The sequence below is a fragment of the Pseudomonas sp. 1176_21 genome (assembly GCF_052850635.1).
On sequence record NZ_VXCV01000001.1, the window covers coordinates 839585 to 852663 of the forward strand.

Annotated in this window: 14 protein-coding genes; 3 read left to right on the forward strand and 11 right to left on the reverse strand. The window is 58.6% G+C overall.

All coding sequences use genetic code 11. The annotated features are described in order from the left end of the window. Nucleotides 1-4 precede the first annotated feature (4 nt). Nucleotides 5-1957, forward strand: a complete 1953-nt coding sequence (locus FW760_RS03945) for an oxidoreductase (RefSeq protein WP_043861480.1) — start codon at nt 5-7, stop codon at nt 1955-1957. Nucleotides 1958-2002: 45 nt separating this feature from the next. After that, the gene (locus FW760_RS03950; RefSeq protein WP_043861479.1) at nt 2003-2605 is read left to right on the forward strand and encodes a helix-turn-helix domain-containing protein; all 603 of its coding nucleotides are present in this window, start codon (nt 2003-2005) and stop codon (nt 2603-2605) included. A gap of 47 nt (nt 2606-2652) precedes the next feature. Here the strand turns inward: FW760_RS03950 and FW760_RS03955 are convergent, their stop codons facing one another. The 3 genes from FW760_RS03955 to FW760_RS03965 form a co-directional block, all read right to left on the reverse strand. Continuing rightward, nucleotides 2653-2826: a hypothetical protein gene (locus tag FW760_RS03955; protein WP_167400191.1), complete on the reverse strand. Its 174-nt coding sequence runs from the start codon at nt 2824-2826 to the stop codon at nt 2653-2655. A gap of 40 nt (nt 2827-2866) precedes the next feature. After that, a complete protein-coding gene (locus tag FW760_RS03960; RefSeq protein ID WP_054914550.1) occupies nt 2867-3061 on the reverse strand; it encodes a hypothetical protein in 195 nt (64 codons plus the stop codon). Between the two features lie 82 nt (nt 3062-3143). Next, nucleotides 3144-3659 (reverse strand): DUF4142 domain-containing protein, encoded by a 516-nt coding sequence (locus tag FW760_RS03965; protein ID WP_043861503.1) that lies wholly within the window; start codon nt 3657-3659, stop codon nt 3144-3146. Nucleotides 3660-3855: 196 nt separating this feature from the next. Between FW760_RS03965 and FW760_RS03970 the strand changes: the two genes are divergently transcribed. Further along, nucleotides 3856-3990 (forward strand): hypothetical protein, encoded by a 135-nt coding sequence (locus tag FW760_RS03970; protein ID WP_255001044.1) that lies wholly within the window; start codon nt 3856-3858, stop codon nt 3988-3990. 263 nt (nt 3991-4253) lie between these two features. Here FW760_RS03970 and FW760_RS03975 read toward each other — a convergent pair whose 3' ends face one another. The 8 genes from FW760_RS03975 to FW760_RS04010 all read right to left on the reverse strand — a co-directional run bounded on the left by FW760_RS03975 (nt 4254) and on the right by FW760_RS04010 (nt 13052). Continuing rightward, on the reverse strand, nt 4254-5312 hold the full coding sequence (locus FW760_RS03975; RefSeq protein ID WP_253086701.1) for a linear amide C-N hydrolase: 1059 nt from the start codon (nt 5310-5312) through the stop codon (nt 4254-4256). A 143-nt stretch (nt 5313-5455) separates the two neighbouring features. Then, nucleotides 5456-5743: a hypothetical protein gene (locus FW760_RS03980; RefSeq protein WP_275726579.1), complete on the reverse strand. Its 288-nt coding sequence runs from the start codon at nt 5741-5743 to the stop codon at nt 5456-5458. Between the two features lie 116 nt (nt 5744-5859). After that, nucleotides 5860-6210 (reverse strand): copper-binding protein, encoded by a 351-nt coding sequence (locus FW760_RS03985; RefSeq protein WP_078480399.1) that lies wholly within the window; start codon nt 6208-6210, stop codon nt 5860-5862. After that, nucleotides 6207-9365 (reverse strand): efflux RND transporter permease subunit, encoded by a 3159-nt coding sequence (locus tag FW760_RS03990; RefSeq protein WP_058540155.1) that lies wholly within the window; start codon nt 9363-9365, stop codon nt 6207-6209. Before FW760_RS03990 ends, FW760_RS03985 begins: the two co-directional genes overlap by 4 nt. Continuing rightward, nucleotides 9362-10846, reverse strand: coding sequence for an efflux RND transporter periplasmic adaptor subunit (locus FW760_RS03995; RefSeq protein WP_229590076.1), 1485 nt, complete (start codon nt 10844-10846; stop codon nt 9362-9364). The genes FW760_RS03990 and FW760_RS03995 overlap by 4 nt, the downstream gene beginning before the upstream one ends. Next, complete coding sequence (locus FW760_RS04000; protein WP_043861473.1) at nt 10843-12099, reverse strand: TolC family protein; 1257 nt, start codon at nt 12097-12099, stop codon at nt 10843-10845. The genes FW760_RS03995 and FW760_RS04000 overlap by 4 nt, the downstream gene beginning before the upstream one ends. A 100-nt stretch (nt 12100-12199) precedes the next feature. Then, nucleotides 12200-12541 carry a hypothetical protein gene (locus FW760_RS04005; protein WP_054914555.1) on the reverse strand — a complete coding sequence of 114 codons (342 nt, stop codon included), beginning with the start codon at nt 12539-12541 and terminating at the stop codon, nt 12200-12202. A 340-nt stretch (nt 12542-12881) separates the two neighbouring features. Further along, nucleotides 12882-13052: a hypothetical protein gene (locus FW760_RS04010; RefSeq protein WP_167400192.1), complete on the reverse strand. Its 171-nt coding sequence runs from the start codon at nt 13050-13052 to the stop codon at nt 12882-12884. Nucleotides 13053-13079 lie beyond the last annotated feature (27 nt).

The window sequence follows — 13079 nt, forward strand, 5'->3', positions numbered from 1 at the left end:
CACCATGTCGACCGCCTTCGCGCACCTGTTCACCCCGTTGCAGATCCGTGGCAAGCGCCTCAAGAACCGCATCATGTCCAGCGGCCACGACACCTCGATGCCCACCGACAACCTGGTCAACGAACAGCTGATTGCCTATCACCAGGCCCGGGCCGAAGGTGGTGTGGGGCTGATCGTGCTGCAGGTGGCCGGCGTACACGACAGCGCCCGCTACACCTCCCACGTGCTGATGGCCACCGATGACGCCTGCATCGAGGGGTATCGCCGGCTGGCCGAGACCTGCCATGCCCACGGCACCGTGGTGCTGTCGCAGATCTTTCACCCGGGGCGCGAGATCATGGAGTCCAGCGACGGCTTGCTGGCGGTGGCCTACTCGGCCTCGGCGGTGCCCAACGAACGGTTCCGGGTGATGCCGCGCGAGCTTGACCAAGGCATGATCGACGAGATCGTGGCCGGCTATGCTGCGGCGGCGCGGCGCCTGCATCAGGCGGGCGTGGACGGCGTGGAGGTGGTGGCCAGCCACGGGTACCTGCCCGCCCAGTTCATCAACCCTCGGGTCAACCGGCGTAGCGACGGCTACAACGGCGACCTTGAACAACGTTTGCGCTTTGTGCGCGAGGTCATCGCCGCGGTGCGTGCCAGCACCGACGAACACTTCATCATTGGCCTGCGCATCAGCGCCGATGAACGCGACGCCGAGGGCCTGAGCGAAGATGAATCGCTCGGCGCGGTGAAGGCCCTGCAAGGGCAACTGGACTATGTGCATATTGTGGCCGGCACCTCGGCGTCCCTGGGCGGCGCGGTGCATATCGTGCCGCCGATGGCCATCGAGGCCGCCTATCTGGCCCGCGAGGCGGGCACCTTCAAGGCCAGCCTGGACATTCCGCTGTTCGTTACCGGGCGCATCAACCAGCCCCAGGAGGCCGAACTGATACTTGCCCGCGGCCAGGCCGACGTGTGTGGCATGACCCGCGCGCTGATCTGCGACCCGCAGATGCCGAACAAGACCGACAGCGGCCGGGCCGAAGACGTGCGTGCCTGCATCGCCTGCAACCAGGCCTGTATCGGGCACTTCCACAAGGGCCTGCCGATTTCGTGCATCCAGCATCCGGAGACCGGGCGCGAGCGGCAGTTCGGCCAACTGCAGCCTGCCACGCTGCGCAAGAAGGTGATGGTGGTGGGCGGCGGCCCGGCCGGCATGAAGGCTGCCGCGGTAGCGGCGGCCCGTGGTCATCAGGTCACCCTGTATGAGGCGGCCGCCCAACTGGGTGGCCAGGTGCTGCTGGCGCAACTGCTGCCACGGCGCAGCGAATTCGGCGGTGCCAGCACCAACCTGCAACGCGAGATGCAGTTGGCCGGCGTGGAGGTGGTGCGCAATACCCGGGTCGACCGCGCGCTGGTCGCGCGCGAGCAGCCGGATGCCGTGATCGTCGCCACCGGTGCCGCGCCCTACTGGCCGGCGTTCGAGCGCGGCGGCGAGTTGCAGGTGGTCGACGCCTGGCAGGTGCTGCGCGAGCAGGTACAGGTCGGTCGCTCGGTGATGGTGATGGACTGGCGCTGCGACTGGATCGGGCCGGGCATCGCCGAACGCCTGACCCGCGCCGGGCATCAGGTACAACTGGCGGTCAACGGTACCCACTGCGGCGAGAGCCTGCCGTTGTATGTGCGTGACCAGATGGCCGGCGAGCTGCACAAGCTGGGCATCCCGATCACGCCCTATGCGCGGCTGTATGGCTGCGACGACAGCAGCGTCTACCTGCAGCACACCGCCAGCGGCGAGGCGATGATCTTCGAAGGCATCGACACCCTGGTGCTGTGCCACGGCCATCACCCGGTCGACACCCTGGCCGGCGAGATCCAGGACCTGGCCGCAGTACACCGCATTGGCGATTGCCTGGCGGCGCGTACCGCCGAGGAAGCCATCTATGAGGGCCTTAAAGTCGCCGCGAGCCTGTGAGGCTGTTTATACTCCGGGCCTTTGCAGGGCTGATCGGATAACGCCATGAGCAACAACAGCAAGCTGCCGCCCACCGCCGAGGACGGCAGCGCCGCGCCGCACTTTCTGGGCACGCGCATTCGCGGGCTTCGCAAGCGTCGCGGCATGACCCTGACCGAGCTTGCGCAACAGAGCGAGCTGACCGCCGGCTATATCAGCCAGCTGGAACGCAACCTGTCGTACCCCTCGATACCGGCACTGTTCAATATCGCCCGCAGCCTGGGCGTGACCATCCAGTGGTTCTTCGCCAGCGAGGCGGTCACCGCCCCCGAGGACAGCGGCTACGTGGTGCGCCGGCAGAGCCGACTGAGCGTGCATTACGAAGACGGCATCGTCGACCAGTTGCTCACCCCGCAACCCAACCGCGAACTGGAGATGCTCCATTCGCGCTTTCCGCCAGGCACCTACAGCCAGCAGAGCTACAGCCATGAGGGCGAAGAAGCCGGGTACGTGCTGTCCGGCCGCTTCGAGCTGTGGGTGGGGGATCGCCATTTCGAACTCGGCGAAGGCGACAGCTTCAGCTTCTCCAGCCAGGAGCCGCACAAGTACGGCAACCCGGGTGAAGTGGATGCGGTGGTGATCTGGGTGATCACCCCGCCCACCTTCTGAGCCCTGCGCCCCAAGCCTCGGCTGACTGGGGCGCACGTTCGCTCAAGCTAGTTGTTGGGGGGTTGCCGAGGCGCCGGCTCCGCAGGGGGCGTGTCGGGCTTTTGCATCTGCAGGGAAGACTTGCTGCGATCGGTATCCTTGTCGACATGCTCGGGCTCGTTGAAGCACCCTTGCAGCATCGACAGGCTGGCGACCAGCAACGCCAACGCGGTCAGTTTCATGACGCTAACCTCCAGGCACTGCCGGCATTGGCAACGCCGCTCAGTGGAAGATAAAGGCATTGGCTTCCTTCACCAGCTCGCGCCACTCGCGACTGCTGATGATGCCCGCCACCTCGAGTGCATCGGCGGCCATCAACGCCTTGTCGTAACGCTGCTCGGCGTCCAGTGACGCATGCTCGTGGACCAACGCCTGTCGCCAGTTCTGCAACGCCTGCCTTTTGTCCGTGTCGTTCATCGTCACCTCTCCTCTACGACTGGAACGGTGCGTACTGCATTGCCAATGGCCAGCGCCTGCGCACTGGCCAGCGGGCATTGACTCAGGGTTGGGCTGCATCACCGCCGTGTGCGCTGGCAAGTGCCCTGGCCTTGGTCAGATGCTCTTTCAGCGTGGGCAGGGTTTTCTCGGCGAACGCCTTGAGCTCGGCATCGGTGCCGTCCTTCACATAGTTCTCGAACAGCTCGATGGTGGCCTCGTGCGCCTTGACCTGGTTGTTGGCATAGGCCTGGTCGAACGACTTGGCGCTACGCAGCTCCAGAATCATCGCCTTGGCCTTGTCCATCAGCATGGCATCATCCGAGACTTCCAGCTTTTTGCTGGCAGCGATGGCCTTGAGCTTCTCGTTGGCTGCGGTGTGGTCCTTGACCATCATGTCGGCAAAGGCCTTCACGTCGCTGGCGCTGCCCTTCTCCTGGGCCAGCTTGCCGGCTTCCACTTCGGCAATGCCTTTGGCCGAGGCGTCTTCCACGAAATCGTCGGCGTCCTGGGCCGCGTGTACCGCGCCTGCCAGGGTAAACGCCAGCGCAAAAGCGCTGCTTCGCAACAGGGTATTCATCATGAAATCCTCGTTCTGTTTTTCGGGAACTGCGTTTGAGGTACCGCTGTTCATGTGAGCGCGTGGCGGCGTGGGTGGTTCATCTTTTTTGCCTGGCCTGTTTGCGGTCGTCGATACACGGGCAAAAAAATTGAATTAGCCCGACACCCGCCCGGTCCAGACCTATGAACGCAGTAAATCTGACGAGGTAACAGCAATGACTATCGAAGCAGAGACACTCGTACAACTGACCGACGCCCTGCGCAAACGCGGCCTGACCCGCGTCTCGGACATCACCTTCATGCGCGCGCCCTACCGGCACAATCACCGCTGGACCTGCACGGTGAAATAGCAATCATTCAGACCAATCCCGTAATTTTCACAAGCCTTTCACATTCGAAGGCTTATGGTTGACCCAGCTCCTAGTAGAAACCTTTAAGCCCGCTCCCCCCCATCGCGGGCTTTTCTTTGTCTGGGATTTGGGTTGTCACAGATAGGCTGATGACCGAGCCGCCTTTTGTTCAACGCACACAAAAGCGCTCGACCTCATGATTGCCGAGGCGAGCGCTGTTGCGTCCTGAGTGTAAATGTCAGGGATCAAGTCGCTGGTGCAATTCAAATCCCCTCGAATTTGAACGGTGTTGACTCTTCGAAGCGGGCGGACACTTCGCCGGCATACACGTTTGCCTGGTTCGGGCCCAGGTCCAGCTTTTTCACCTTGCCGGTTTTCTGGCTGAGGTCCAGCTTTTTCAGGTCAACCCAGAACGTATTGGGCGTGACTGCGGACTCGAAAAAATACTGCTTGTGTTTATGGTCCGCCACAGTCCGCCAGCGCGTGGATGAGATATTGGGCTGATCTGGCGTTGTAATGCCGTACGGCACCGAGACGTTGCGAATCACACTGAATACACTGGCCAGTGACAGCCGCGCATCCTCATGCTTGGGCACGGCATTTACGTAGAAGGACGCACGCGCAAAGCGATCAGGCGAGCGGTTGGTGCCAGGCAACATCTGTGTTCCGTCAATGCCTTGCCAATAAGCATACATTTCCAACTGCTCGTCGAACTTCGGCGAGTTCGTCATCACTTGATATTTTCTGTCGTGGTGAATGACTTGCTTGCCATCGATATATTCAACGATTGCGCTATCACCCGACGCATCGGACATTGAAAGGTGCAGCGTTGCCAGGCGGGTTTCGTTCGGAACCTTGGATGTCACCACATGAAACGGTTCGGCCTTGAGCGCCTCGACCGCTTCAGCCACGGTCTTGAAGTTATCCAATACGTACTGAGCCCATGCCGAGATACTGAGCCCTGGCTTGCCCTGTTCGAGTGCTGGATATTCTGATTCCACCAGCCACAGCAGGTTTGCAGACAACCCGGCTTCGTTGATGCCGTCGGTGGTGGAAATATCGTAGCCGGACGCAATGACACTGCCGTACTTCGACGTCCAGGTAACCGAATTGGGGCCTGCCTCACCGTGGCGCTTCATGCCCTGGGGGAACACCCACAGGTTGGTTTCCACATCCTTCGCCCAGTCCATTGAGCGTGCCGTTATGATCTGTTGGTTATCTCCAAGAAAAACCAGCCGCGTGCAGGCGTGCACCACGGGTATCGATGAACAGAAACCGACCAGGGCCAGTGCAATTCCTTTTGCTGCGGGTGAAAGTTTCATTCCTTTGATTTCCTTGACCAAGCTGATTATCAACACGCGCGAGCCCAGGCCTTCAAGCGAACGTGCAAGCACCTGGCTCGGTAATGACAAATAGTGTTTGATCGTCAATGACGACAAACATCAGCCAATAAAGCACGGACATATCAGAAATCAAGATTTGAAGGGACAAACAGCGTTCGCTTACAAGTACCGCAGCCTTGGCTTACCCCACTTGGGTCGATTCGGTCTTTTTCCATTTTGTGGTTGCATGGGGCGCGGATGCGCCGGCCGAGCTGGTCCAGGTCGGTCATACCCGTCAGATCGGCGAAGGCTTCGTCGATATAAAGGAAAGATGTCAACCCATGGAGATCAGTTTGAATGAACAGTTGGCGGGGTTTAGAGCAAGTTTCCGGCGTCCATAGACCACACGCTTTTTCACAGGAATGGTTCACGTGGTGTCCATGGTAAATACGCGAATTGTGGCGACGAACAGATAGCGGATTTTAGCAAGGGCAGCCTTTCCAAACCGGCACGACAGAGCGTGCCGGTAGTTCTCATCGCTACAGTCTTATTTTTTAATGGAAACGATTGCGGCTTTGCCATCCTTTACCCTAAAGGAAAACGATACATGGTCTCCGACCTTCAGACCTGCCAGCTGATCCTCCGTCACTGAAAAGGCCATAGTCATTGGGGGCCATTGCACCGCTGGCACAGCTCCGTGGGAGATGGTCACCGTATGCTTCGAAGTATCCATAGCCTTGATGGTTCCCTCAGCGTCAGCAACTGGAGCCTGTTTTGTTTCCTGCTCCATCTTCATGCCCTCCATACCATCCATTTTCATACCCGGCATGTCCTGCGAGTAGGCAGAAAGTGAAAACATAAACGCGGTACTGGCAGCTGCGATCAGGGTCAGTTTCATACGAATTTTCCTTGTGGTTTGATCGGTTCAACGATGAGGTGCCGGCGACGCATCAGGCGATAGGCTGCCGGAATGACAAACAGGGAAAGCAAGGGGGCCGTGACCATGCCGCCGACCATGGGCGCGGCAATGCGGCTCATCACTTCGCTACCAGTGCCACTGCCCAACAGGATCGGCAGCAAACCGGCAATAATGACCGCCACGGTCATGGCCTTGGGTCGAACGCGCTGCACAGCGCCTTCACGAATCGCTGCCACCAGCCCGCGCTCAGTGCTGTCGCCGAGGTCTTCCCGTTCGGCCCAGGCATTCTTCAGGTAGAGCAGCATGATCACACCAAACTCGGCGGACACACCGGCCAAGGCGATAAAGCCGACCCCGGTGGCGACCGATAGGTTGAATCCCAGCAGATAGAGGAACCATGCTCCGCCCGTAAGTGCGAATGGCAGCGTGGCCATGATCAGCAAAGCCTCATCGAAGCGGGCGAACGTCAGATAGAGCAGCACGAAGATGATCAGCAGCGTGGCAGGCACCACCAGCTTGAGTCGTGCGTTGGCCCTTTCGAGAAATTCAAACTGTCCTGAATAGCTCAGGCTCATTCCGGGCTGCAACTTGACCTGCTCACTGACGATTCGGCGCAGATCGGCGACCACCGAGGCAATGTCTCGACCACGCACATCGATGTATACCCAACCCGAAGGTCGTGCGTTTTCGCTCTTGAGCATCGGTGGGCCATCCGTGACCTTGACCTTCGCCACTATGCCGAGGGTGATCTGGCTCCCTAGCGGGGTATAGATCGGCAATTGCTCCAAGGCGCCGACCGAATCACGCCACTCCCGTGGGTAGCGCACGCTGATCGGAAAACGGGCGAGCCCTTCAATGGTCTCCCCGACGTTTTCACCACCGATAGCACCGGCCACGATGGACTGCACATCGGCAATATTCAGCCCGTAGCGCGCGGCGGCTTTGCGGTCGATATCCACGTCGATGTAACGGCCACCGGTCAGGCGCTCAGCCAGAGCTGAACTGACACCAGGCACACCCTTGGCAACGCGCTCTACCGCCTGAGTAGCGGCGTCGATCTCCGTCAGGTTGGTGCCGGCAACTTTCACCCCGATGGGACTCTTGATCCCAGTGGCCAGCATGTCGATACGGTTGCGAATCGGTGGTATCCAGATATTCGTCAGTCCAGGGACTCGCACCACTCGATCCAGTTCTTCCACCAATTTTTCCTGGGTCATGCCTGCACGCCATAGCTCGTGCGGTTTGAATTGAATGGTGGTTTCGAACATCTCTAGCGGCGCGGGGTCGGTGGCAGTTTCCGCGCGTCCCGCTTTACCGAAGACATGTTCGACTTCGGGCACGGTTTTGATCAGGCGGTCGGTCTGTTGCAGCAATTGCGCTGCTTTCTGTGCCGACAAGCCCGGCAAAGCCGAAGGCATATAGAGCAGATCACCCTCGTCCAGCGGCGGAAGAAACTCACCACCCAAGCGCGACATTGGCCATAGCGCACTGACAAAAATCAGTAGCGCCAACAGCAATGTGATCTTAGGTCGACGCAAGACCATATCCAAAGCCGGCTGATAGATTCGGATCAGCCAACGGTTTAACGGGTTCTGCTGCTCATTGGGTATTCGCCCTCGAATCCAGTAGCCCATCAGCACGGGCACCAGAGTCACAGACAATCCCGCCGCTGCGGCCATGGCGTAGGTCTTGGTGAACGCCAATGGGCCAAACAGCCGTCCTTCCTGAGCCTCAAGGGTGAATACCGGAATGAACGACAAGGTGATGATCAATAGGCAGAAGAAAAGTGCCGGGCCTACCTCTGCCGCTGCTTCAGTCATCACATGCCAATGACGCTCCCCCGTTAGCTCCTCATCCGGATTGGCTGCGTGCCAGGCCTCGATTTTCTTGTGGGCGTTTTCGATCATCACTACGGCAGCATCGACCATGGCACCAATGGCGATGGCTATTCCGCCCAAGGACATGATGTTGGCGTTGATACCCTGGTAACGCATGACGATGAAGGCAATCAATACACCAACCGGTAAGGAGATAATCGCCACCAGGGATGAGCGCAGGTGCCAGAGGAAGATCCCACACACCAAGGCGACGACGATGAACTCCTCGATCAGCTTGTGACTGAGATTATCGACAGCGCGGTCGATCAGCTTGCTGCGGTCGTAGGTGGTGACGATTTCCACACCAGCCGGCAGACTGCTTTTCAGTTCATCGAGCTTGGTCTTGACCGCTGCAATGGTTTCGCGAGCATTCTTGCCGCTACGCAAAATCACCACACCACCGACGGTCTCACCTTCGCCGTCGAGTTCGGAGATGCCCCTGCGCATTTCCGGCCCTAACTGAATCGTGGCGACATCACCCAGGGTCACCGGCACACCGCCTGAACCCAACTTAAGCGGGATCGCTCGAAAGTCATTAAGTGTCTTTAAATAGCCCGACGCCCGCACGATGAACTCGGTCTCTGCCATCTCCAACACGGCACCACCGGTTTCCTGGTTAGCTTTGCCGATAGCCTCGCTCACCTCGACTTGCGTGATGCCGAGGCTGGCCAGTTTGAGCGGATCGAGCTGCACCTGGTACTGCTTTACCATGCCTCCCACGGTAGCCACTTCCGCAACGTTGGGCAAAGTCTTGAGTTCGAACTTGAGGAACCAGTCCTGAAGAGCGCGAAGCTGTGCCAGGTCGTGTCCGCCACTGCGATCTACCAGTGCATATTGATAGATCCACCCCACCCCTGTCGCATCCGGCCCCAACGCCGGCTTGGCACTGGCAGGCAATCGACTTTGTATTTGGCTCAGGTATTCCAGCACCCGCGAACGGGCCCAATACAAGTCAGTGCCGTCTTCGAACAACACGTAAACGAAGCTATCACCAAAGAAGGAGTAACCACGTACCGTCTTGGCACCCGGCACCGAGAGCATGGTGGTGGCTAACGGATAGGTGACCTGGTTCTCGACAATCTGCGGCGCCTGGCCTGCGTAAGGTGTACGGATGATTACCTGTACATCAGAGAGATCGGGCAGCGCGTCTATAGGGGTGCTCTGCACCGACCAAATGCCCCAAGCCGTAACGAACAATGTCGCCAGTAGCACTAGGATACGGTTGGCCACTGACCAACGAATCAGGGCCGCGATCATGGCTGGCTCCCCGATTTATCCAAGCGATCCACACGCAAACCATCATCGGTTTGAGTAACTCCGATACGAACCTTGTCACCCGTTTCAAGTCCCTGCATCAGTGCCGGTTTGGCAAGCGGGAAAGTCATCGTCATACCAGGCATGCCCAACGTCTTGAAAGGGCCATGGGCAAGAGTGACCTCTTTGTCGTTGATCTCAACAATCTGCCCATCCGCTTCATGTAAGCTGGAGCCTGCTGCACCTGGTGGTGACTCGTCCTCCGCCCCTATGACAACGCCCTTAAGGCTGGCCTCCGAGTCGAGCAGGAATTGGCCAGACGTAACCACCTTCTGACCTTCTTCCAAGCCCTTCAGGATCGCCGTTCTACCATCGCTTTCCTGCCCAAGTTGGATCTCCACAGGACGGTAGCGACCCGCGCCTGCGGCGAGCATCACCAGAGCACGTCGACCAGTGCGAATGACGGCCTCGCTTGGCACCCACAGGACACTCTGCTCGGTCGAGCGGTTCAGACGTACCTCCGCCGACAGACCTGGTCTCAGGTGACCGTCAGGATTGGGCAGCTCCACCCGCACACGAATTGTGCGACTGTCCGAGTTGGTCTCGGGCAAAATCGCGCTGACCTTGCCATTGAGTGTTGTTCCCGGAAAGGCAGGCAAGCGCGCTTCGACGGTCTGTCCTAAGGTGAGAGTTCCGGCTTCCGATTCTGGAATGGCCACGGCCAGCCAGATACTGCTCAAGCCGTTCACACGTGCCAGAGTATCGCCAATCGCCACGGTCATGCCTGCACGAACATTCAATTCTTGCAGCACACCACCTATAGGGCTGGTGAGCGTCAAGTAAGGCTGAACCTTGCCACTACGCCCGACCTGAGTGATCAGTGCCGCTGGCATTCCCGTGAGCAGTAATCGTTGGCGGGCCGCAGCCAGTAGCTCAGCATCCCCGCTGCGTTTCAGGGCAAGGAACTCCGTCTGGGCGGCTGCCCACTCTGGCACTAGGATATCCGCCAATGCCGCGTTGGCCTTGAGCACGTCACCGGGAGCATGGGCGTAGACCCGCTCCACAAAACCACTGGTGCGAGCCTGAATCACTGCGACATCACGCTCGTTGAACGCCAGGATGCCTGTCACATTGAGGCTGGAATCCAGGACACCACGGGTGACGGTCGCAAAACGCAGCCCGAGATTTTGAGTCAAGCTCGGATCAATACTCACAGTTGCCCGATCCCCTGCACCGCTGGCGTACTGGGGAACCAACTGCATGTCCATGAAGGGGGATTTACCCGGCTTGTCGAATTTTTGTTGCGGGTACATGGGATCGTACCAATACAGGGCTTTCCGCTCGTTTGGAGAATTGAGGCTCTGCTCTGGAACGGTACTTGGCACTTCGCTCATGCGCAGATGAGCGAACCAGTACCCACCGGCTACACCCAATGCCAACGAGATGCCTATCACCAATGACCCACTCCATTTTTTTAGGCTCATTGGCTGGTCTCCCCATAAGCGAAATACAGGCGCGCACTGGTCAGCGCTCGTTGCTCCTCCACGTCGATCTGTTTGAGGCGCGCTTCGACGAGTTCACGTCGGGCGGCAACCACGGCGCTCAAATCGCCTTTGCCCGACCGATAACTCGCCATACTGAGTTCGACCTTTTCCTTGGCCAGAGGCAACAGGCTTTCCTGATTTCGACGTACCGCACGATTCAGGCGCTCATAGTCGGCCAGTTCGCTCTCCAATTGCTGAGTGTGCTCGCGTGACAGGGCTTCGCGCTCGGCCTCGAGCTGGCTGAGTTCAGCCTGCTTGGCAGCGATTTTGGGGGTTTGGCGCGAGTCAGGAAACAGAGGTAAATCCCAAGAAAATTGCACGCTGACCATATCGCCGAACTCACGGCCACGATGCTGGTAATCCACTTCCCAGCTCCAGTCCGACTGCTTCTCTGATACGGCTTCCCGAACCTTGGCCTGCGCTTCGCGGGTCATCGGTGCAAACGCAGCCAACTCGGGATGGTGTTGCAGCCTATGGGAGTAGCCTGAGGTGTCGACCGGCCATTCAGGAAAACTACCCACAGGCTTGTCGTTAGCGGCAGAACCAATCCAGCGTTTGAGAGCCGCTTGTGCTTGCGCTCTTTGGAGAGTCAGATCGTCCTGTTGTTCTGCCAGTTTGGCTGCTTCTTGTTTGGGTGTCACCGCGTCAGCAGGTTGAGCGCGGCCACCGGCAATCTGAGCCCGTACAGTATCGGCTAGCAGGAGATTTTCTTTGTAGAAGTCCTGAAACAGTGCATCTTTGCGCTCAACCGAGTAACTACTGATCCAGGCCAATGCCGTGGACTGGCGTACCTTCAGACGTTCGACTCGACGCTCCGCAGAGGCGCGATCAATAGCTGCATCGGCGACCTCAATCCGCGCTTTGCGCTTGTCGCTGTTGGGCATCTCCTGTCTGACCCCGACCATTTGCATGGTCATGAAGTCTTGGTCGATGCTCCAGCGATCCGGGCCCCCAATGGGGTAGTTCTGCACGCCCATCAGCAGCTTGGGATCAGGTAATTCACCGGCTGGAATAGCTGCACTGCTGGCAGCTTGAATTTTGGCATCTTGTGCGGTCAGCGACGGCGCATTGTTTTCGGCCAGACGCAGAGCTTCATCGAGCGTCAATGGCGCAGCGAAGCTCGGCAATGCCAGCACGCTTGCCGCCAAGCCGGCCATAAGAGACCAGCCTGTGCAATTGCACTTGGAGTTCATGTTTACGATTCCTGTGATCATCCACTGCAGGCGAAAAAATGGAACGCGCGCAGCTAGTCCATCCCGCTAATGCGGAATGAGGCTCAATGTTGGAAAGGAATCAAACGCGTGGCGGTCGCCATACCCCGGACGGGGTCTGTACAGGCAGAGAATCGCTGATGAGGGAAAGCACTACGGGGCTGAACACGGTCACAGGAGGCTTGAAGATTGAGACTTGCAACATACCGCCCGACTTGCACTCCTGGCCCGGCTTGCAAGGTTTGCCGTGTTCGACAGGGCTTTTCATGTCGTTGCAACAATCCATGCCCATGTCGTCCATCATAGCCATACCCATGGTCTTCATCGGGCAAGGTTCTGTCGGTGCCTGAACCCCCGCCATCCCACTGAGGGGAAGCGCCAGGCTGATCAAGAAGATGAGACAAAACCGCAGGTAGCGTTTCATGGTCTGGAGTGTATTCGCTGAAAATGGCTCTTACAATTGGGCACTGATCATCAAAAAAATGTCGTCAACCTCCAAAGCAGGCAATCAAGCCTTTTAAAAATTAAGCCAGTATTACGCGAAAAAAATTAACAATTTGGCCGAGACAGGCATTGCGAGGCAGTTCCGTAAGGGCTCTCTTGGAATCACGCCCCCCTATTGTCTGGGGTAGATGCCTGGAACAAGAGTTTTCGCTTCAGGCAGGGCCTCCCTATTCAAGGCTCGCTCGATAGTCCGCGTTGAGTATTTTCACTCAGGCACCTATGTGTATGCCTGTGCCTGCAGCTTGACCCCACCGCACACGTCAAGCCCGCTGGCGATATCCGGTAATGAGCAACACTACACCAGGCACCAGAAAGCCGACCGCGGTGTAGCCAAAAGCAGCTTGCCCAGAGGCGCCGACTGCGGCGAACGCAGCGCCGATCGCAATCAGTGGCGCCGCAGCGTAGTAGAACGGTTTGGCTTTATTGGCCATATCTAACCTCCTGTTTGACATACTTTT

Excerpts from the sequence above, each read along its gene's own strand:
- FW760_RS03945 (WP_043861480.1), top strand. The coding sequence starts at position 5 with ATGTCGACCGCCTTCGCGCACCTGTTCACCCCGTTGCAGATCCGTGGC.
- FW760_RS03950 (WP_043861479.1), top strand. The coding sequence starts at position 2,003 with ATGAGCAACAACAGCAAGCTGCCGCCCACCGCCGAGGACGGCAGCGCC.
- FW760_RS03955 (WP_167400191.1), bottom strand. The coding sequence starts at position 2,826 with ATGAAACTGACCGCGTTGGCGTTGCTGGTCGCCAGCCTGTCGATGCTG.
- FW760_RS03960 (WP_054914550.1), bottom strand. The coding sequence starts at position 3,061 with ATGAACGACACGGACAAAAGGCAGGCGTTGCAGAACTGGCGACAGGCG.
- FW760_RS03965 (WP_043861503.1), bottom strand. The coding sequence starts at position 3,659 with ATGAATACCCTGTTGCGAAGCAGCGCTTTTGCGCTGGCGTTTACCCTG.
- FW760_RS03970 (WP_255001044.1), top strand. The coding sequence starts at position 3,856 with ATGACTATCGAAGCAGAGACACTCGTACAACTGACCGACGCCCTGCGC.
- FW760_RS03975 (WP_253086701.1), bottom strand. The coding sequence starts at position 5,312 with ATGAAACTTTCACCCGCAGCAAAAGGAATTGCACTGGCCCTGGTCGGT.
- FW760_RS03985 (WP_078480399.1), bottom strand. The coding sequence starts at position 6,210 with ATGAAACTGACCCTGATCGCAGCTGCCAGTACCGCGTTTATGTTTTCA.
- FW760_RS03990 (WP_058540155.1), bottom strand. The coding sequence starts at position 9,365 with ATGATCGCGGCCCTGATTCGTTGGTCAGTGGCCAACCGTATCCTAGTG.
- FW760_RS03995 (WP_229590076.1), bottom strand. The coding sequence starts at position 10,846 with ATGAGCCTAAAAAAATGGAGTGGGTCATTGGTGATAGGCATCTCGTTG.
- FW760_RS04000 (WP_043861473.1), bottom strand. The coding sequence starts at position 12,099 with ATGAACTCCAAGTGCAATTGCACAGGCTGGTCTCTTATGGCCGGCTTG.
- FW760_RS04005 (WP_054914555.1), bottom strand. The coding sequence starts at position 12,541 with ATGAAACGCTACCTGCGGTTTTGTCTCATCTTCTTGATCAGCCTGGCG.
- FW760_RS04010 (WP_167400192.1), bottom strand. The coding sequence starts at position 13,052 with ATGGCCAATAAAGCCAAACCGTTCTACTACGCTGCGGCGCCACTGATT.